The 21,111-nt window shown below is 38.4% G+C and carries 16 protein-coding genes and 1 riboswitch; of the genes, 4 read left to right on the top strand and 12 right to left on the bottom strand.

What is annotated here, in order from left to right; translation table 11 throughout:
* Window positions 1-290: 290 nt before the first annotated feature.
* Entirely contained in the window at window positions 291-1,487 is a 1,197-nt protein-coding gene (locus tag JCM9157_RS04640) for a phosphoglycerate dehydrogenase (RefSeq protein WP_035662693.1), read from the bottom strand.
* Between the two features lie 130 nt (window positions 1,488-1,617).
* A riboswitch (ZMP/ZTP riboswitch) is annotated at window positions 1,618-1,696 on the bottom strand.
* 183 nt (window positions 1,697-1,879) lie between these two features.
* Here JCM9157_RS04640 and JCM9157_RS04635 point away from each other — a divergent pair.
* The 4 genes from JCM9157_RS04635 to JCM9157_RS04620 all read left to right on the top strand — a co-directional run bounded on the left by JCM9157_RS04635 (window position 1,880) and on the right by JCM9157_RS04620 (window position 5,014).
* Window positions 1,880-2,071 carry a hypothetical protein gene (locus JCM9157_RS04635; protein ID WP_035662692.1) on the top strand — a complete coding sequence of 64 codons (192 nt, stop codon included), beginning with the start codon at window positions 1,880-1,882 and terminating at the stop codon, window positions 2,069-2,071.
* The gene (locus JCM9157_RS04630) at window positions 2,064-3,437 is read left to right on the top strand and encodes an Asp-tRNA(Asn)/Glu-tRNA(Gln) amidotransferase GatCAB subunit A (protein WP_035662690.1); all 1,374 of its coding nucleotides are present in this window, start codon (window positions 2,064-2,066) and stop codon (window positions 3,435-3,437) included. The genes JCM9157_RS04635 and JCM9157_RS04630 overlap by 8 nt, the downstream gene beginning before the upstream one ends.
* A 203-nt stretch (window positions 3,438-3,640) precedes the next feature.
* Window positions 3,641-4,354: an SDR family oxidoreductase gene (locus tag JCM9157_RS04625; RefSeq protein WP_035662688.1), complete on the top strand. Its 714-nt coding sequence runs from the start codon at window positions 3,641-3,643 to the stop codon at window positions 4,352-4,354.
* Between the two features lie 12 nt (window positions 4,355-4,366).
* Window positions 4,367-5,014 (top strand): ThuA domain-containing protein, encoded by a 648-nt coding sequence (locus JCM9157_RS04620; protein ID WP_035662685.1) that lies wholly within the window; start codon window positions 4,367-4,369, stop codon window positions 5,012-5,014.
* 263 nt (window positions 5,015-5,277) lie between these two features.
* Here the strand turns inward: JCM9157_RS04620 and JCM9157_RS04615 are convergent, their stop codons facing one another.
* The 11 genes from JCM9157_RS04615 to JCM9157_RS04570 form a co-directional block, all read right to left on the bottom strand.
* A complete protein-coding gene (locus tag JCM9157_RS04615; RefSeq protein ID WP_369384693.1) occupies window positions 5,278-7,455 on the bottom strand; it encodes a glycoside hydrolase family 127 protein in 2,178 nt (725 codons plus the stop codon).
* 136 nt (window positions 7,456-7,591) lie between these two features.
* A complete protein-coding gene (locus JCM9157_RS04610; RefSeq protein ID WP_035662684.1) occupies window positions 7,592-8,962 on the bottom strand; it encodes an MATE family efflux transporter in 1,371 nt (456 codons plus the stop codon).
* Window positions 8,963-9,222: 260 nt separating this feature from the next.
* Window positions 9,223-9,471, bottom strand: a complete 249-nt coding sequence (locus JCM9157_RS24325; RefSeq protein WP_148296806.1) for a DUF6171 family protein — start codon at window positions 9,469-9,471, stop codon at window positions 9,223-9,225.
* A gap of 8 nt (window positions 9,472-9,479) precedes the next feature.
* Window positions 9,480-10,967: an alpha-N-arabinofuranosidase gene (locus JCM9157_RS04605; RefSeq protein ID WP_035662683.1), complete on the bottom strand. Its 1,488-nt coding sequence runs from the start codon at window positions 10,965-10,967 to the stop codon at window positions 9,480-9,482.
* A gap of 30 nt (window positions 10,968-10,997) precedes the next feature.
* Window positions 10,998-12,998 (bottom strand): transketolase, encoded by a 2,001-nt coding sequence (tkt, locus tag JCM9157_RS04600; RefSeq protein ID WP_035662681.1) that lies wholly within the window; start codon window positions 12,996-12,998, stop codon window positions 10,998-11,000.
* Between the two features lie 412 nt (window positions 12,999-13,410).
* Window positions 13,411-14,514 carry a GntR family transcriptional regulator gene (locus tag JCM9157_RS04595; RefSeq protein ID WP_035662678.1) on the bottom strand — a complete coding sequence of 368 codons (1,104 nt, stop codon included), beginning with the start codon at window positions 14,512-14,514 and terminating at the stop codon, window positions 13,411-13,413.
* Between the two features lie 216 nt (window positions 14,515-14,730).
* Window positions 14,731-16,224 carry an L-arabinose isomerase gene (gene araA / locus JCM9157_RS04590; protein ID WP_035662676.1) on the bottom strand — a complete coding sequence of 498 codons (1,494 nt, stop codon included), beginning with the start codon at window positions 16,222-16,224 and terminating at the stop codon, window positions 14,731-14,733.
* A gap of 40 nt (window positions 16,225-16,264) precedes the next feature.
* Window positions 16,265-17,932, bottom strand: a complete 1,668-nt coding sequence (locus JCM9157_RS04585; RefSeq protein WP_035662673.1) for a ribulokinase — start codon at window positions 17,930-17,932, stop codon at window positions 16,265-16,267.
* A 7-nt stretch (window positions 17,933-17,939) separates the two neighbouring features.
* Complete coding sequence (gene araD, locus JCM9157_RS04580) at window positions 17,940-18,635, bottom strand: L-ribulose-5-phosphate 4-epimerase (protein WP_035662667.1); 696 nt, start codon at window positions 18,633-18,635, stop codon at window positions 17,940-17,942.
* 188 nt (window positions 18,636-18,823) lie between these two features.
* The gene (locus tag JCM9157_RS04575; RefSeq protein WP_035662665.1) at window positions 18,824-19,873 is read right to left on the bottom strand and encodes an aldose epimerase family protein; all 1,050 of its coding nucleotides are present in this window, start codon (window positions 19,871-19,873) and stop codon (window positions 18,824-18,826) included.
* A 17-nt stretch (window positions 19,874-19,890) separates the two neighbouring features.
* Window positions 19,891-21,105, bottom strand: a complete 1,215-nt coding sequence (locus tag JCM9157_RS04570) for a sn-glycerol-1-phosphate dehydrogenase (RefSeq protein WP_035662663.1) — start codon at window positions 21,103-21,105, stop codon at window positions 19,891-19,893.
* Between the last annotated feature and the right edge of the window lie 6 nt (window positions 21,106-21,111).

Raw genomic sequence — 21,111 nt, 5'->3', positions numbered from 1 at the left:
CTCTAATTAATCAAAAGAAGACAAAATCAACTGGATTTCATCTATTTGCGCATCACTTGCGCAACTGGTTTCGCAAAATAAAAAAGAATAAGGAAAGACTGATATATATATCCCCACTATACGTTTTTAGTAAAAGACACACTACAAACAACTTCCCCATTAATTAATTCTAGGTCCGTTTATTACTTAACTAATTTTCATACAACCTCTAGAGTTTTTGGCCTGATTTTTTAATACACAAAAAAGGACAGCCCCTCACCTAAGAGCACTGTCCTTTTTATTATTAAAGCTTAAATAACTCGGATGGCTACCATTCCTTCAATCTCACTAATTTGTTTAATTAAGCTCGGAATAATATCACCGTTTACTTCATTTTCAATGTCGATCATCGTATAAGCATATTCTCCACGACTTCTATTAACCATGTCAGCAATGTTCAAGTTATAACTTGAAATCGCTAAAGTTATTTGTCCAACCATGTTAGGAACATTTTTGTGGAACGCTGCTACACGGCGTTTTCCTGTGTACGGAAGACTTGCATTTGGAAAGTTTACTGAGTTCCTAATGTTTCCTGTTTCTAGAAACTCTTTTACTTGACGAGCTGCCATAATTGCGCAGTTTTCCTCTGATTCTTGTGTTGATGCCCCTAGATGCGGAATCGGAACAACATTTTTCATTTTCAACACATTCTCATTAGGGAAGTCTGTAACATATTTCCCTACTTTTCCATTTTCAAGTGCAACAGCCATATCTTCTTCATTAACAAGTTCACCACGTGAAAAATTCAAGATGTGAACTCCTTCTTTCATAATGCTAAAAGTGTCTTTATTAAACATTCCACCTGTATCTGGTGTAAACGGTACGTGGACCGTAATATAGTCAGAGTTAGCAAATAACTCTTCAATTGTCATGGCACGCTGTACGTTACGAGATAAAGCCCATGCCGTATCAACAGAAATAAATGGATCAAAACCAATAACGTCCATATCTAAATCAAGTGCATCATTAGCTACTAAAGCTCCGATTGCTCCTAAACCAATGATTCCAAGTGTTTTTCCTTTAATTTCTTTTCCGACAAAGTCTTTCTTTCCTGCTTCAACAAGTTTTGGAATTTGCTCTCCTTCAGCTGCTAACGTTTTTGTCCAAGCTACACCAGCAAATAAATTACGAGAAGATGCCATTAGCGTTGTTAAAACAAGCTCTTTTACAGCATTCGCATTAGCACCAGGTGTATTAAAAACAACAATTCCTTGTTCAGTACATTTATCAACTGGAATATTGTTTACTCCTGCACCTGCTCTTGCGATAGCTTTAAGGTTATCGCCGAATTCTAAAGAATGCATATTAAAGCTTCTTACTAAAATAGCATCTGGATTTTCACTATCATTATCTAAAGTGTAATGATCTTTAAATACCTTCAATCCACTTTGTGCTATATTATTTAATGTTTTAATCGTGTTTTCATTTTTTAAAGTTGTTGCGCTCATGTTTATCTCTCCATTCTCTCTCTTTTCGTATTTGACCATCTGCTTTGATTATCTGTTCAGTTTATTAAAGGTTGAAACATATCCTCCTCCTTCAATTTAAACAGAAAGAGGTAAGGGAAGAAATTTCCCTTACCTCTGCCCAGGCGAACGGCTACGACACTACGTGCTCCCTCGCGGTGATCCGCGTTTCGCCAGTTACACATAGCCTTTTCATTTGTTTTATTTTATCAGATTCATCGCGAACCTTCAATCTTAAATTTCAATATTTTTCAGATTATTTGAACTCAATGTTTAGAAGAACGTTCATCCTACGTATCCTCTTCCTTTTTCACATTATTCTCTTTTATTCATAATGTGAAAGTAGCCTATTTTTGTAAGGAGGATGATAATCAATGGATTTTGCTGATTTCATTAGAAAAAATTTATACTTAGATGCAATTCCAGTTGCAGAGGCAGATATCCCTTTTATTCAACAAGTGCTTTATTCTGTTTATCAAGCTCAAACAGCCGTCTGGACTCAGAGAGACTTAAAAGATGAAGTGCCGATAACTATTGTTGATTCGGAGTTGATCCAATATGACTGAATTACACACTTTAACAGCTAGTGAGCTTGCTCCATTACTTGAATCTAAACAACTATCTCCTGTGGAATTAACCGAAGCTATCTTGAACCGGATTGATCAAATAGACTCTTCTATCCATTCTTACATTACACCTTTACACGAGATTGCCCTTCAACAAGCTAAAAGTGCAGAAGCAGAAATAGCGAACGGGCTTTATAAAGGACCACTTCATGGAATTCCTATCGGTATAAAAGATAATTTTGATACGAAAGGCGTTCGCACAACAGTAGGTTCTAAGATCTTAGCTGAGCAAATACCAGAACAAACAGCAACAGCTGTTGAAAAGTTGCTTGGCGCAGGCGGCATTATGTTAGGAAAACTGAACATGCATGAATTCGGTGGCGGCTTAACGAATACCAATCCTGTCTATGGCCATACAAGGAACCCTTGGAATCTACATTATGTTCCTGGTGGGTCGAGCGGTGGGAGTGGCGCCGCTTTAGCAGCTGGCTTAGCCACACTCACGACAGGAACAGATACATTCGGATCCATTCGTGTCCCCGCTGCGATGTGTGGTATTTATGGCTTAAAACCAACTTATGGATTAGTAAGTACAAAAGGGGTCGCACCACTTGCTTGGTCATTAGATCATGCCGGACCAATGACTCGCTCTTGCTCAGACATTGCAATTATGCTTGATTATATGGCTGGATATGACCCTAGAGATCCAGCCAGTATTAAAGCACCACTCCCCGATTACAGAAGTCAATTAAATAAGGACATAAAAGGATTGAAAATTGGTGTCCCGAGTTATTTCCTTGATGGATTAGATCCTGATATCGAAAAATTATTTCATAATGCCATTAGAACTTTCGAGCAATTAGGTGCAAAAGTAACAGAGGTCTCAATCCCTGAATTAACACTCTCCACTTTCGCAGGTTATGTTATCACAACTGGTGAAGCAGCTACTTATCATTTCAACTGGTTACAAGAACACCTAGATGATTATGCTAGAGATGTTAGGATTTTCTTTCAAGCAGGTGCGATTACTACAACTCCACAGTATGTGAGAGCACAACAAGCTCGCCGCACACTAGTAAAAGCATTTAAGAAAGCATTTGAACATGTCGATATATTGGCTGCTCCTACTATCCCAATTACTACACCTAGACATGAAGATAATTGGGTTGAACAAAATTTAGAAATAACGAGGCGTTGTATGCCATTTACCTCTCCAGCTAATGCAACAGGAACACCAAGCCTTTCTGTTCCGATGGGATTGTGTTCTAACGGGTTACCAACCGGTATGCAACTAATTGGAAATCATCTTTCGGAGAAACTTCTTTTACAAATCGGTCATGCTTGGGAGCAAACGTTGAAAAACTAATAGACCTTTTTAAAAAGGTTATTCTATGAAGTAGAATTGTAGCTTCTAGGATAGCCTTTTTTTGCCTACCCTAGCTATTATGCCTAAAGATAAGTGGCAATAAAGAAATTTTTTTTGTAAACTTAAAGGGAGATCCAGTTCTATTGGAGAATACATTACATATATGTAAGTGTTTTCACAATTTGAATTAGGAGTGCTTATCCATGAAAAAAACAGTTTATATTACAGGTGCAGATAGAGGACTTGGACTAGCTCTATCAAAGGCTTTTCTTGAATCAGGATTCAAGGTATTCGCAGGACGCTTTATGTCGGACTGGGCTGAACTTGATGAGGTAAAAAAGGAATTTGGTGATGATTTAGACATTTTGACATTAGACGTAACCGACCAAAGTTCTGTTGATCAAGCCGCCGAGTATATTAAAGACCAAGCTGGTTCTCTAGACATTTTAATAAACAATGCGGCCATTTTCGTTGATCGCTCCACAGATATTTTCGGTGAATTCAACTATGAAGATATGATGAATCATTATAATGTCAATGCTTTAGGCCCCTTACGTGTATCTAAATCGGTTGTCCCTTTACTAATGAAAGGAACAAGTAAAATCCTTGCCAACATCTCTTCTGAAGCAGCCAGTTTAGCTGATTCTTGGCGAGTAAAGGAATACGGCTACTGTATGTCTAAATCAGCTTTAAATATGCAGTTAACAATCTTACAAAATCAATTATCAGAACATGGCATCAAAGTACTAGCTTTCCACCCGGGTTATGTCAAAACGTACATTATGGGTGACTTTAATCATGAAGCGACCATCGAAGCGAGTGAATCAGCAGCAGGGATCATGAACGAAATTTTAAAAGCTCCGGCAATAAATGAACACATGTACATTGACTATCAAGGCAATAAAATCAACTGGTAAGGAGAGATTCACTTGGCAAAAATCGTAGCATTACTAGGAGACTACTGGCATGATGGCGAGGAAGCAAAAGCTGGATTGGAAGCAGCCTTAAGTAGACTGCCAAACAAAGATGAAATCACACTTCAATACATCAGCTATGAAAATGTTTCACAAGCACTTGCTGAACAACCAGATTTATTTATTAATGCAAAAATGGATGAGTTAAATCCAAGAGACGAGCAAGTTCTGACTTGGCTTACAGATAAGTTAGATCAGGAGATTGTAACTTATGTGGAAGGCGGCGGCAGTGTTCTAGCTTGGCATGCGGGCATGGCTAGCTTTAAAGAAGACAGTGGCTACATCAAAATGTTACGTGGTCATTTTGACTACCACCCACCAGGACTTCAAGATGTCACTTATATGCTAAATGAAAATGAAAAAACAGGTGAACATACATTTCCTCTATTGGATGAACAATATTTCGTTCATTGCGATGTAGATCACACAGAAGTTGACCTTTGGAGTACCGGAGTTGATGGTGACTCAATTGCTAGCTGGAAACATCCATATGGGAAGGGAAAAATTTGCTGTTTTACCCCTGCTCATACGAAAGAAGGGATGTTGAATGAAAACGTCTCAAAATTACTTGCTGAGAAGATCAGTTGGACGTTGGTTAAGTAGACGTGCGTTACGAGATTCGTAATAAATAAGGGATTAGTAGATATAATCGTAATTTAGGAGATAAACAAGCCGAGCTAATAGATATAAGGAAAAATTAGAGGATAACTCATTGCCATTAGGAGATAAACAAGCCCAATTAGTAGATAACTGACCCAGCTCGGGCTCCGTCTATGTAAAATCAGATCTCAGATAAAGCAAAAAGATGATTTTGGCTCTTGGCCAGAATCATCTTTTTTCATACAACGCTACATAGCTAACTACTTTTATGGTAACGCATTTAACATTTTAAGCCCGTAAACACCACCGGCAATTTTCCCCGGTGAAGATGCAAATTTCACTTCTACTTGTTTTTTTCCTTCTGTTAAAGCCGCTGGTACCTCATAGATGACATCAAACAAGCTGTCGTGTTGCCCATTTGCATCAAGTTTCTGACTGGCAATTTCAGTTCCATCAATTAAAATAGTAAACTCACGCTCATAGGTTTTTCCGTCCATAAATAAGGCTCGATCCCCACCAAAGTAAAAGACCTGTAAATACATTTGACGATCTGGTTCAACTGCCATTCCATAACTGAAGTACCCTTCATCACGGCTGTCGCGCCAACCTTTTTGAACAATATTTAAGTAATCAGACGTTGAATTTTCCTTTTTAAGGTTATGCTCTACTTCTGGCTGTTGTTCATTTGGTTGCACTTCATCTACCGTGATTGCTTGCAATCGTTTGAGTTGTTCTTGCTCCAAGTCTTTAAACGTCTTATACGATTCTTGGTCCATGACATTCCAATACAATGTGTAGCGCTCATGATGGAGTTCGTAAAAAGGAATTAAAGTTACTTGAACATTTCCAGGTTGTCCTACCGCTGCTGTTTGAAAGGTTAACGAAGATCCTTTAACTGGCTTGATCCAGCTATTCAGGTCATTCTTATCAGCAATTAAATTCGGAACATCAATTAAAGGATGGTTATTCAGCTTTAAGTGGTCACCTAAAATATCGGTCTCTGGAAAATTCTCTTTTCCTAGTGCCCCAGCCAAAACAACTGGACCATACATAATACCCACTTTTTTCGGATCATCTTTAGCTGTATAAGCATGGAGGTCCATAGGTAATTCAACTTCGATCTTATCTCCAGCAACCCAACTTCTTTTTACTGCTACATACCCGTTTTCAATCTTTGAATAAGTTTCCTTATCATTAACGACAACTGTCATTGAATCTGACACCCAGTATGGAACACGAATATGAATTTCCACCTCACCATTTCCTTCTTCTATATAAAGAGTAGATTGGCTTGACCTAGGAAAATCAGTTTCTTGTTTGATTCTTAATTGCTTATGATTCATTGTAATCTCGGAGGCAATAAATAGATTTACATATAGGTCTTCATTCTTCTGATAATATATGTTTCTTGTATAACGGGCTGGATTTTCCATCCCAGTACCCGTACAGCACCAAAAAGAATTGTCCGGCGAACAGTACACTTTGAAATGCCCTGGCTGAGTTGAAACAAAATACGTTTTCATCCCTGATTCAGGGTCTTGTGAAGCTAGAATATGGTTGTATAAAGCCTTTTCATAGTAATCAAAATAGTCTGCTTGATGAGACCAGTCAAATAAAAGCTCAGTTAGCTTCAACATATTGTAAGTATTACATGTTTCGGTTGTTTGTACTCCTAATTTTTCACTGTTTGCTGGGCCAAAATGTTCGTTAATGCTATTGCCACCAATGATATATGAACGGTGTTTTGTAACTTCTTCAAAGAAAAACATGGCTATTTTTTTATATTTTTCTTCTTTAGTAATGTTATAGAGTTTTGCCGCTCCGATTACTTTTGGAATTTGGGTGTTTGCATGTTTCCCCTCAAGCTCGTCGACTCCTTTAGCTAATGGTTCGAGTACGGCTTTATGACAAAAACGAATGGCTAGGTTCAAGTAGACCTCATTACCTGTAATAAGGTAAAGATCTGCCATGGCTTCATTCATTCCGCCATGCTCGCAAGTAAGCATTTTTTCAAACTCCTCATCACTTAAATTCGCTAACCCTTTTTGAGCCCAATCAGCTAATTTTTTAACTATAGTCAATGCTTTCTCTTCGTTCATTAGAGTGTAAATGTCAATAAGCCCTGCGTAAATTTTATGAATGCTATACCAAGGCACCCATTGTCCTGCTAAACTAAAATGTTCAACCTCAAAATCACCCGTGAACACTTTATCAAAACAAGTTCTAGGAAACCCGCTCACATATCCTTCCTCATCAAAACTTTGTATATGAGCAAGTTCATCTAATGCATAGTTTATCTTTTCCTTTAACTTTTCATCTTCTGTAATAACATACATTTGAGCAGTAGCTGAAAGCCAGTGACCAATAGAATGTCCGCTAATTCCCGTTGATTCCCACCCACCATAACGTTGCTTTTCGGAGCTCGTGACACAGCTTCGTAACAAGGAGCAACAAGTCTATCAATATCCAGATAAAGTAAGTACTCTTTTCCTTTGTCTTGTGAATCTTTAAACATACCATTAAGAAGTTTAACGTTTTGCATAGGTGTGCCTCCATTACAATCTGAATTAGTTTAGTAGTTTAAGCTGAAACTTCACTATCTGTCTTCTTTTGCTTTACAAGCGCTTTACTTTCCCACTTTCTATTTTTCCACCTTGCCCATAACGCAATGCCACGCACCCACTCATCGGCAATGAATGCCAACCAAATTCCGATCAACCCCCACCCAAAGTGAATGCCTAATAAATAGTACAACGGCACACTAAAGCCCCAAATGACAACAACTGAAACGATCATCATATACCTAGCGTCGCCAGCTGCCTGAAGAGTCGCTCCATAAACTAGGTTCAAGCATCTTCCAGGTTCAAGTAAAAAGCCCATTATAAGCAGGATTCCGCCCATTTGAATAATGGCAGGATCGTTAGTAAATAACCCGAGTAACGGTTCTCTCACTAAAACGATAATGACAGTCATCAGCAAAGCTAACAGGATGCTCCAACGAACATTACGCCTCCCTTGCTTATACGCTTCTTCCATTTCTCCTGCTCCAATTAAATGTCCGGTAATAATTTGCGACCCTCTTCCAAGTGAGATGCCGAGTACCATAACAAAAAAGAGAAGATTTAAAGTGTAAATTCTAGTAGCAAGCATTTGCGTTCCAAGTAATGTAATAAAAGAGGTTGTAACAATTTGACTACTAGAGTAAGAGAGAATAGTCATTGACGATGGAATTCCGATGCTCAAAACTTTTTTCAGGCGTTCTTTCTGAATTTCTATAAAATCATTCCAAGTTAGTCTGAGATTAACTCGGTAATAAAGAACAAACCCAAACGCAATCAGAGCTAAAAATTGACTAAAAGCAGTCGCGATCGCCACTCCAGGAACTCCCCACTGCGGAAAGCCGAGCGCTCCATAAATAAATAGATAGTTTCCGATAATATTAACAATGTTCATTCCTCCGCTAACAAACATCGTTTCTTTTGTAAAGCCGTGTGTCTGAATAATGACAGACATCGTAATACTCATCGCTTGGAAAACTAAAGCGCCTCCAACAATGATCAAGAAAGTTCTTGCTTCGACTAGAAGTTCAGGTTCCAACTGAAATAAACTTAGAAATTGTTTACTAAAGATAATTAGAATCGTTGCAACAAATAAACCAAAAATGAAATTCAGCAAAATTCCATTGCCTATGTATTTATTAATCTCATCATATTTCTTTGCTCCTAGATACTGAGCAACGATGACGGATGTTCCCGTAGCAACAAATTGGAACAAGAAAAACATAAACATAATTAATTGATTCGCTACCCCAACAGCTGCCACAGCCTCATCTGACACTTTACTTAACATAAACGTATCAGCTGTTCTTAGCGATATGTGTAGAAGTGACTCTATAAAGATTGGCCAGGTGACTGCAATGATAGACAGTTTCTTTACTTGAGTTGTTGTCATACGAACCCCTTTAATGTGGTTTATTTAATTGTAAAATTAAGTTAGAACTCTTGCGAAAATGAATCGAACAAATCATTTAATTAATATAAATATTAAAATATTAATGTTATTGGTTACCTTAAGCTCATTTTACTAAATTTGAGGCACTAAATAAAGGGAAACATTATCGTTTTACTTGAAAAGTAAATCAAAAGAGATACAAACCATAGGCTGTATCTCTTTCTTCCATTCATCATTTAATTGAGTGCTCTACTTAAGAGTTAAGACCATCTGTCCCCACTTGGATCAGGACACTTTTTTTCAATTAAATACGCCCGAAAGCTAACTAGACATCCTGAAAACTTGCAAGTGGAACCGTGAGCTAATGAAGGACATTCCATACAGGTGTCTAAGCGGTTTTGATAAACTTCCTCACTAACCGTTTTATCGTCATCGAGCTCATGATCAATGTCTTGTATTCCCTCTACAACAGTTGTTCGACAGCTCTTACATTCTCTAACTCGTTCCATCATCCTAATTATTCAACAGTTAAAACAACAACAGACATTGGAGGTAGAGTTAAAGAGACTTCATCACTTGTTAGTACAGCACCTTCAAAAGAAACCGGCTTAACTGCATCAGGCTGTTCAAATGTATTGTGAGCATTCGTCGTAGAAGCCGTTAAAATTCTTCCCGACACTTGCTTCGCTCCTTCAATCATGCCACGAAGTGCAATGCTAACATCAGAATTCTCTTTATGATTCAAGTTACATAAGCTGATGTTCACTTTACCATCTTGATCTTTTGAGGCAGATACACTAATAGCTGGTAACTCTTCGCCATTTAACTCATACGTACCAACAGTGCTACTACAATCTAATTTCGTTGCATCTTGATGTACTTTAAACATTTCAAACACGTGATATGTCGGAGTTACAATCATCTTTTCTCCTTCTGTTAAGATCATCGCTTGAAGAACATTTACCGTTTGAGCAATATTTGCCATTTGAACACGATCACTGTGGTCATGGAAAATGTGGAAATGTAATCCTGCCACTAAAGCATCACGAATCGTGTTTTGTTGATAAAGGAATCCTGGATTTGTACCTGGTTCTACATCAAACCAAGTTCCCCACTCATCAATGATCATTCCAACTCGTTTTTCTGGATCGTATTTATCCATGATCGTAGAATGCTTGGTAATTAATTCGTCAATATGAAGAGCTTTCTTCATCGTAATAAACCATTCTTTATCGCTCGGATCTAAAGCTGAACCTTTCCCTAACCAGAAATCACCTGGGATTGTATAATAATGAAGGCTTAATCCATCCATCATTCTTCCTGCTTCACGCATCAACACTTCTGTCCAATTATAATCATCTACATTTGCCCCACCAGCAATTTTATAGATTTTATTCTCTCCATAATTTCTAACATACGTTTGATAACGACGGTAGAGGTCTGCATAATATTCCGGACGCATATTACCACCGCATCCCCAGTTTTCATTTCCGACACCAAAGTATGTTAAAGGCCATGCCTTTTCTCTGCCATTTTCTTGCCTCCAATTAGCCATTGGCGACTCTCCGTCAAACGTCATATACTCGACCCATTCAGACATTTCTTGAACCGTACCACTACCAACATTTCCACAAATATAAGGTTCTGTCTCAAGCATCTCACAAAGCATCATAAACTCATGCGTTCCGAAATGGTTATTTTCAACCACTCCACCCCAATGTGTGTTGACCATTCTTTTGCGGCTTTCACGTGGGCCAATCCCATCTTTCCAGTGATACTCATCAGCGAAGCAACCACCTGGCCAACGAAGTACTGGAATTTGAATATTCTTGAGTGCTGCTACTACATCATTGCGAATCCCATTTGTATTTGGAATCGGTGAATCTTCTCCAACCCAAAAGCCTTCATAAATACATCTCCCTAAATGCTCCGCAAAGTGACCATAAATATTTTTATTAATGATTCCTTGTTCGATATCTGTATTTACAACAACTTTATTACTCATATCATCTTCTCCTTTTTTTCTCCACTATTTTTACTTAACTTTTATTGCTAGCTTTTCAACAGTTGCAATGACATTCTCTGTCGTAAACCCGTACTCACTTACTACTTTTTCTCCTGTTCCAGACGCACCAAAGTCAGTGACAGCAATGAGTTTCCCTTCATCACCTATATAACGCTCCCAACCTAAAGGGTACGCCATCTCAATCGCAACTCTTGCTTTAATCGCCGTAGGTAAAACTGACTCCTTATACTCATCAGATTGTTGTTCAAATAGCTCCCAACTCGGCATACTAACAATGCGAACTGCTATTCCTTTTTGAACTAGTTCTTTCTTTGCTTCAACTGCGAGACTAACCTCTGACCCCGAAGCAAGTAAAATTACATCGGCTTCTTCTTCTGAATCAGAAACGACATATGCCCCTTTTCTAACCCCTTCTCTCGCAAGTTCAACTGTCCCCTCTAGAACAGGTAAAGCTTGACGAGTTAAAACCATCGCAACAGGTTCGTTTCTTTGTTCAAAAGCATAACGATAAGCTTCGGTCGTTTCATTCGCATCAGCTGGACGAATAACCGTTAATCCTGGTATAGCTCGAAGCGAAGGCAGTTGTTCTACAGGCTCATGTGTAGGCCCATCTTCCCCAACCGCAATACTATCATGCGTAAACACATAAACAACTGGCTGTTTCATCAAGGCTGCAAGACGAATGGAGGGACGAAGGTAATCCGAAAAAACAAAGAATGTTCCTGCATAAGGTCTTACACCGCCGTGAAGTGCTAACCCATTTAACGCGGCTCCCATCGCATGTTCTCGAACACCGAACCAGATATTTCTCCCTTGATAATGATCTTTACTAAAAATCGAAAGACCTTTTAACGTTGTATTATTAGAGCCAGCCAAGTCAGCCGAGCCTCCAAAAACAGTTGGCAGGTTTTTAGCAATTGCGTTGATTGCTAAACCAGAAGATTGACGAGTAGCCATTTTCGGTGAGTCAATTTTATAAACAGGTAAATCTTTGTCCCATCCTCCAGGCAATTCATTCCTAATGGCTAACTCAAACTGCTCAGCCAATTCTGGATACCTTTTTTTGTATTCGTTTAATTTCTGATACCACTCACTTTCCTCTTTTTGACCTTTTTCTTTTACTTGGTTGAAATGTTGATAGATGTCTTCTGGAATTTCAAAAGACTCGTGCTTCCATTGATACGATTCTTTCGTTAATGAAGCTTCTTCCTTCCCCAGTGGCGAACCATGAGATGCTGACTTCCCTGATTTGTTAGGACTTCCGTAACCAATAACCGTTCGAACTTCAATTAACGTTGGACGATTTTCAGCTGCTTTCGCTTTTTGAATTGCTTGGCTAATATCAAGAAGGTTTGTTCCATCATCTACTTTTAGATAATGCCAACCACAAGCTTGTAAGCGTTGCCCAACATTTTCAGAGAATGACATATGCAACTCACCATCAAGTGAAATGTCATTGGAATCATAGAGAACGATTAATTTTCCGAGTCCCATATGACCTGCCATTGAAATCGCTTCAGCAGATATACCCTCCATTAAATCCCCATCACCACAAATTGCGTATGTATAGTGATTAACGAGATCAAATTTATCCTTATTATATGTTGCCGCTAGGTGAGCTTCTGCCATCGCCATTCCGACAGCTGTCGCAATCCCTTGACCTAGAGGTCCCGTTGTAGCTTCAACTCCTGGGGTATGACCAAATTCCGGATGCCCTGGTGTTTTACTTCCCCATTGACGAAAATTCTTTAAATCATCTAGCGATAAATCATAGCCTGTTAAATGTAACAAGCTATATAGCAATGCTGATCCATGTCCTGCCGATAACACAAAACGGTCACGATCAAAAAAATTCGGGTTAGAAGGATTATGTTTCATATGATTCATCCATAACTCATATGCCATTGGAGCAGCGCCCATTGGCATACCCGGATGACCCGAATTAGCTTTCTCAACCATATCAATAGACAACGTCCGTATACTATTTACTGCTTCTTGCTCAATACTCATTTTCCGTCTCCCTTAACTATGTATTTGACAAGATTCTCTCAGCTTAATAGATCTAAAAAAAAATTTGTACGTCCATTAAACTTTGTATAGGTGTAATAACTAAAAGTTGTACGTACGTATAATTTTAACGAATACTCTCTCATTTTACAAGCGTTAATTCAAAAAATTATGATTATGAATGTGCGGATTTTTTGCTGTGAGATTCGTAATTGAGGAGATGAAAGTAGATATATTCGTATTTTAGAAGATAACGTAAGCGAACTAGTAGATTAAATAAAACAATCAGAAGATAAATCTTCATATTAGAAGATAAGAAGACCAATTAGTAGAAACCTTGCCCCCCCGTTCACGATCCTATTTCACACCATTACGACAAAAAGCACCGCAACACGCGGTGCCACTATCTATTCTTTTATATCTGTTCCGTTGATTGACGGATGACGAGCTCAGGATCATACTCAATTGATCGAAACTCTTTTGACTTCTTCCCGTTTTGCTGTTGATTTTCGACTAAATCGACAATCATTCGCGCTGCAGCTTCACCCATTTCATTCTTGGGATGTTTTACAGATGTTAATTTAACCTCTGATGCTTCCGCTAAGAAAGAGTCGTCATAGCCGACAATTGAGATATCTTGAGGAACTTTTAATTTTTTCTCACGTAAAATATCTAGAAGTGAAAGCGCCATTTCGTCATTGTAGCAAGCAAGTGCTGTTGGCATGTCTGTACTAGAAGCTAGTAATTTCTCAAGCTCTTCAGCAGGCTTTGTAAGCTTCTCTTCAGAATAATAGCTGATAATATTTTTAGGGTTAATAGGAATTTGATATTTCCGGTGAGCTTTAATATATCCCTTCATGCGCTTTACTCCTTGAATATCGTCTGTCTTATAAAAACCTACGATATTCCTATGTCCTTGTTGTATCAAATGCTCTGTTTGGATAAAGCCTCCCTTTTCATCATTCATGACAATACATAACGGCTCTAGCTCATCGTAAAAGGCATTGATCATAATATAAGGGATATTTAGTCGTTCTAAGTTAAAATAATAATTTATATTTGGGTTCGAAAAAGCGCTTTTGGTCGGTTCAATAATCACCCCATCAACGTGCTGGGATAAGATATTTTCCAAGATCCTTTTTTCAGTGCTTCGATCATTATTAGTACTATACAAACTTACCTGGTATCCACGCTCACTTAAGTAAGCTTCAGCACCTCTTATAATCGATGGGAAAATATAATCTGAAATATAAGTTGTAATGATGGCAATATTTTTGGTTGTTTGTTGCGTTCTAGACTCATTTGTTGAACGATCAGCACAGAAAGTACCTGCACCTTGCTCACGGTATAACCAGCCTTCGCTTACTAATTCACCAATCGCTACTCGGATTGTATGACGACTTACCTCAAATTCTTTCATTAGTTCATTTTCAGAGCTTATTTTTTGATGCGAGACGTAAGTACCATCTAAGATTCTTGATTTTATAACTTGCTTAACTCTGCTATATTTAGTTTGCATATCTGCTTACCTCAATTCCAATCAGTCAACTCCAATATAAAGATTACCATAAACAATTCGTATAAAAAATAGATGCGGCTTTACAGACACCATCATTTAATTCAAAATACGGAGCTCCTCTTTAAAGTAGCCCCGTATGAATATCTCTATTATTACTTGCTTATAGCCGATTGCAAGCTAACAAACTTCTTGCAATCGACAAAAGAAAGTAATCGCTTATCTATCAAATTTTCTTGCAATATCATTCCATCTTAATTCGTTTTGGAATTGCATTACGTTTGTCGAGTTGTTAATAAACACACACTCAATGTCAGTCATTGTCGCCCAATCATAAAGCTGTTCTGGAGTTACTACCGTAGAAAAGACCGTATGATGAGCTCCACCTGCATGAATCCAAGCTTCAGCTGATTCACTTAGAGATGGCTGCGGCTTCCATAAAACTTGAGCCACCGGTAACTTCGGCATTTCTTTCACTGGCTTAACGGCATCCACTTCATTCACAACGAGACGAAAACGATTTCCGATGTCAATAATTGAAGCATTTAAAGCGCGCCCTTCTGCTCCGTTAAACACCAAACGTGCAGGGTCTTCTTTGCCACCAATACCTAATGGATGCACTTCAATTTTTGGCTTCGTCGCTGAAATTGTCGGGCAAATTTCTAGCATGTGTGAACCTAATACTAATTCGTTTCCTTCTTCAAAGTGGTACGTATAATCCTCCATGAAAGAAGTTCCTTTTCCATCAGCAATAATCTTCATCATGCGAGTTAGCGCCGCTGTTTTCCAGTCTCCCTCTCCACCAAATCCGTAACCTTGTGCCATCAAACGTTGTGATGCAAGCCCAGGTAATTGCTTCATTCCATGAAGATCTTCAAAATTTGTCGTGAATGCACTGTACCCGCCTTCTTCTAAGAATGCTTTCAATCCTAGTTCAATTCGTGCTTGATAAAGGATTGAATCACGGTATGCTTCAGACGAATTGGCTTGTGGATCAATATCATATAGTTCATTATATTCTTCATAAAGGGCTTTTACTTGTTGGTCCGTTACGTCGTTCATACGCTGAACGAGATCTCCAATCCCATAAGCGTCAGTTGTCCAGCCAAGTTTAATTTGCGCTTCAACTTTATCACCCTCCGTAACAGCAACATTACGCATGTTGTCACCGAAGCGAGCTACTTTTAGATTCGTTCCGTCTGTTACTGCCGTTGCGGTTCTCATCCAGTTAGCTGTACGTTCTCGTACTTGCTTATCTTGCCAGTGACCCACTACTACTTTACGAGCGATGTTCATACGCGCACCAATAAAGCCATATTCACGATCTCCATGAGCAGATTGATTCGTATTCATGAAATCCATATCAATTGAATCCCACGGAATTTCACGATTAAATTGGGTATGCAAGTGTAGTAGAGGTTTTCTTAACTCTGAGAGACCAGCAATCCACATTTTCGCAGGTGAGAATGTATGCATCCATGTCATAATTCCTGCACAATTTTCATCTGTGTTCGCATCCATACATAAACGGCGAATTGCATCTGCTGTTGTTAATACAGGCTTTAATACAATTTCAAATGGAATGCTTTCATCTTCATTTAGCGCTTGAACAATTTGACGAGAGTGATCTTGTACTTCTTCAATTGTTTCTGGACCATATAAATGCTGACTTCCAGTAACAAACCAAAATTGATATTTTTTAATCGTTAACATGAGACATCCTCCTATAATTTCCGTTAGTAGATAAATAGTTTTAATGAGTTTCTTTGAGAGCTTTCAGACGTTTCATTACGTCATTTTCACCACGACCAAAGTAGTCATGAAGTTTACTATATTCCTGGTATAGCTTCTCATAAATTGCTACATTTTCAGGGATCGGCTTAAATGTTTCATCTTTTACCCGTCCCATTTTTTCCGCTGCACCTGTGATCGTATCGTATCCACCTTTTTCACTCCCTGCCGCTACCGCTGCAAACATAGCTGCTCCTACAGCTGGCGTTTGCTTAGAAGCTGCAATTTTGATTTCACGATTTGTTACATCTGCATATATTTGCATCAGTAATTTATTTTTTTGAGGCAAACCACCACATGCGTATAATTCCTCGATTAATACTCCATTATCTTGGAAAGCATCTACGATTTTTCTTGTACCGAACGCAGTAGCTTCAAGTAGAGCACGGTAAATTTCTTCTGGTTTTGTTAACAGCGTACAACCAATGAGTAAGCCTGTTAAATCCGTATCTACTAAAACAGAACGATTTCCATTCCACCAGTCTAGTGCGAGTAATCCCGTTTCACCAGGTTTATAAGCAGATGCTTTTTCTTCTAAATATTGATGTACGTTTAATCCAGCTCTTTTTGCTTCATCTTTAACGTAAGCTGGGAGGGCTTGATCAACAAACCAAGCAAAAATATCTCCAACAGCAGATTGACCAGCTTCGTAACCAAGGTATCCTGGTATAATCCCGTCTTCAACAACGCCACACATGCCTTCAACTTCTTTTTCTTCTGTTCCAAGTAACATGTGACAAATAGAAGTGCCCATCGCCATAACTAACTTCCCAGGTGTCGTTACACCTACTCCTGGTACAGCGGCATGTGCATCTACATTTCCAACTGCAACGGCAATCCCCGATTTCAAGCCCATTAAAGAGGCCATTGCTTCTGTTAACCCACCAGCTTTAGTCCCTAATGGAAGAATTTTGCCGCGAAGCTTTGTTTCCGTTAAATCTTCTAATCTAGGATCAAGAGCTTTAAAGAAGTTTTTAGAAGGATAACCATCTTTTTTGTGCCAAATTGATTTATAACCTGCCGTACAACTATTTCTTGTCATATTTCCAGTCATTTGCCATACAACCCAATCAGTTGCTTCAAGAAAACGATCAGCCAAATCGTAAATTTCACTATCTTCATTTAAGATTTGCCATACTTTAGCAATCATCCACTCTGATGAAATTTTACCACCGTATCTCGGAAGAAAAGATTCCCCTCGTTGTTCAGCGATTTCATTTAATCGGTTTGCCTCATCTTGAGCCGCATGATGTTTCCATAGTTTCAACCAGCTATGTGGCCGATCCTCTAGTTCAGGCTTTAGACATAACGGCTCACCGTATTGATCAACAGGAAGCATCGTACAGGCAGTAAAATCAATGGCGATACCAATAACGTCATCAGGGTTCACACCTGATCGCTTCATTACTTCTGGAACTGATGTTGTTAACACTTCGATATAATCGAGCGGATGTTGCAAGGCCCATTCATGCTCTAGCTCAATTTCTGATTGTGGAAGTCTTTCGTCAATAACACCATGGCGATACTCTGTTACGTGATCAGCCACTTCCATTCCATTTGAAAGATCTACGAGTACAGCCCGACCTGAGCCTGTTCCGTAATCTACGCCAATTGTATATTTTTTGTTCATTTTGAATCTATTTCTGACCGTAGTAAGCGTTTGCACCATGCTTACGTAAAAAATGTCGATCTAGTAATGCTTGATCCATTGGCTTTGCATCCGGATTAATAGATAATGTTTTCCAACCCATTACAGCTACCTCTTCTAATACGACTGCATTATGAACCGCATCTTGAGGATCCTTGCCCCAAGCAAAAGGCGCATGCGAGTGGACTAATACCCCTGGAATTTGAACTGGGTTAATGTTTTTAGTTTTAAATGTCTCCACAATTACATTGCCTGTTTCAAGTTCATATTCACCAGTGATTTCTTCTTCTGTCATTTTACGAGTACAAGGAATTTCTCCGTAAAAATAATCAGCTTGGGTCGTACCAAAAGCCGGAATCGGTTTACCTGCTTGCGCCCAACTTGTTGCACAAGTTGAATGAGTATGTACGATTCCACCAATTTCCGGAAAAGCTTTATAAAGAGCAAGATGGGTAGCCGTATCTGAGGAAGGTTTTAGATCTCCTTCTACAACGTTACCATCTAAATCCACAACAACCATATCCCTACTTCTCATTTCAAAATACTCAACACCACTTGGCTTAATAACAACAAGACCCTTTTCCCGATCAATTCCACTTACATTTCCCCACGTAAATGTCACAAGATGATACTTAGGTAATGCAAGGTTCGCTTTAAATACGGTTTCTTTTAATTGTTCTAACATATAGCCATCTCCCTTCTCGTTACCAAATTTTTATCTAATTACATTATACAATTGTACGTACAAATTTCTATAGTTTTTTAAATAATTATTCATTTTTTTATAAGAATAAAGAATAAAATAACCTTAAAACATTATGAACTAGCTAAAATACGCCTATTTCAGATATACGGACAATTAATACAATTAACTTATTTACTAACAGAGAATGTATAACTTGTATGCGAACGATAAACCTCATTCTTATTTAGAACAATGGAAGGAAAATGAGAATGGTGAATTGCATCTGGATGTTTTTGCGTCTCTAAACACAACGCTAAATACTTTTTAGCTGTAAGATCTCTAATTTTAAAATCACCTGCTAGCTGATTGCCTGTATAAAGCACAACACAAGGTTCGTCTGTCTCCATCGTTAAGCTACGACCACTCTCCGGATCCTCTAGTAGAATTTCTCGATTGTAATTGCTAGTTAAAATAAAAGGATGGTCATAACCATGTCCAGCAAGAATGTTTTGTGGGTGAGTAGATAAAATCCCCTCTTCTATTGTTCTCCCTTGTTGGAAATCAAACGCAGTGTTTTGCACAGGAAGAAACTCTCCCGTTGGAATAAGCTCATCATTTAACTCAAGAAATTGGTCACTTTTTAACGTTAAAACGTGCTGCAAGATGTCCCGTTTACCATTTCCACTTAGATTAAAATAAGTATGGTTCGTTAAATTAAGTAAAGTCGCTTGATCTGATGTACCCTCATAAGAGATCGTCAACTTACACTGATTATCAATTGTATATCTAACTTTTAATCTTACATTTCCTGGGTAACCCTCTTCGCCATCAGGACTTAAATAAGAGTATTCGACTCCGATAAAGTCTTTTTCTTCCAATAACGTCGCTTCCCACACAACCCGATCAAGTCCTGTATTTCCACCGTGAAGGTGATTGTTTCCGTCATTTACAGGAAGATTATAAGTTTTTCCTTCTAGCGAAAATGAGGCTTTATTGATTCTTCCAGCAACACGACCTATCACAGCACCAAAATACGGAGAATATTCTTGATAATCTTCTAACCGGTCAAATTCTAATACAACATTTTCTAATTGACCTTTTGCATCAGGAACCTTTAAATCAGTGATAATACATCCATAATTAATACTTGTTACCTCAAAACCATTAGCCATTTTCAATGTATACGAATATATAGGCTTACCGTCTAGCTCACCGAATTTTTTTTTTGATATGTCCATTTAATCACTCCACTCCTTCACCTATTAGTAGCGTTACCTATATATTGATTGTAAAAACGTAAGAAAGTGAACCGCTCTCTTATTAAATGAGCCTCACGAAAACTTTTTTGTAATAAATCTTGATCTATTCCTAACTGACTCGGTTCAGTTTCTCCTCCAACAATAGCAATCATCTCTTTTAGATTCACAGCTTCTGGAATCCCTTTAATGATCTCAAGTACATCTTCTTTATGCTCAAGCACCTTATTAATAAGCTCATTTTCCAAAGTTGAACGCTCAAGTTGATTAATAGCATCTGTTACTTCGCTTCTATAAAAATCTGAAATCAACCAGCATGAAATGCTGACCTTTGCTCCGTGGAGCACCTGCGCTTTCTTGTTTCTAATAAAGTCCATTTCCCAATAATGCGATAGGTGATGCTCAGCCCCGGAAGCTGGATAAGAATGTCCTATTAATAACATCGCAATGCCTGATTGGATTAACGATTCGGTCAACACTTTAATTCCTTCTTCTTCACCTGCAGCAATTTTTTCGACATTCGTTATGCAGGCTTGTAAAGCTTCTTCGGTCAATCGGTAAGCTAGGGGACAAAATGGCTCATTTCCTATTAAATGACCGAAACGCCAATCAGCAAGTGAGGTGCTCTTCCCTAACATATCTCCAAATCCTGCTGCGGTCATTTTTCGAGGAGCCCGTAATAAAATATCTACGTCTGCAAACACAGCGATTGGAGCTTGTGTCTGATAGGTCATTTTAACTCCTCGAATGACCAAGGGAGCCCCCATTGAGTTAAAACCATCGACTGACGCTGCAGTTGGAATTGATATAAATGGTTTATCCATCTTGGAGCTTACAAATCTCGTAATATCATGAATAGTCCCCGCACCAACAGCCACTAACACGTCCGTACTTTTTGAAACAGCAAGTAGCAATTGCACAATTGATTCTTCGTTTGCTACAACATCATTTTGTTCATCTTCTTTTATCATACAAACATCTACTTCTACTTCACTAGAATTAAATAAATCAGTGAACGTTTGCCCAGCTACGTCATGGGTGTTTTTATCAACCACGATGACGATTCTGTTAAAAGATTTATCTTTTATAAAAGATGCCGCCTCCTTTAAGGCCCCTTTGTTAACGATCACTTTTTCCATCGTTATCTCGAAATGTTCTCGCCCGCACTTACATTGATTTGAAAGATGAGTAAATTCAGATAATAGATTGTTCATCATAAC

This window comes from Halalkalibacter akibai JCM 9157 (assembly GCF_000513135.1).
In the GTDB taxonomy this organism is placed as follows: Bacteria; Bacillota; Bacilli; order Bacillales; family Bacillaceae_D; genus Halalkalibacter; species Halalkalibacter akibai.
The sequence above is the reverse complement of the archived record's forward strand: the minus strand, read 5'-3'. Positions and strand labels throughout refer to the sequence as shown.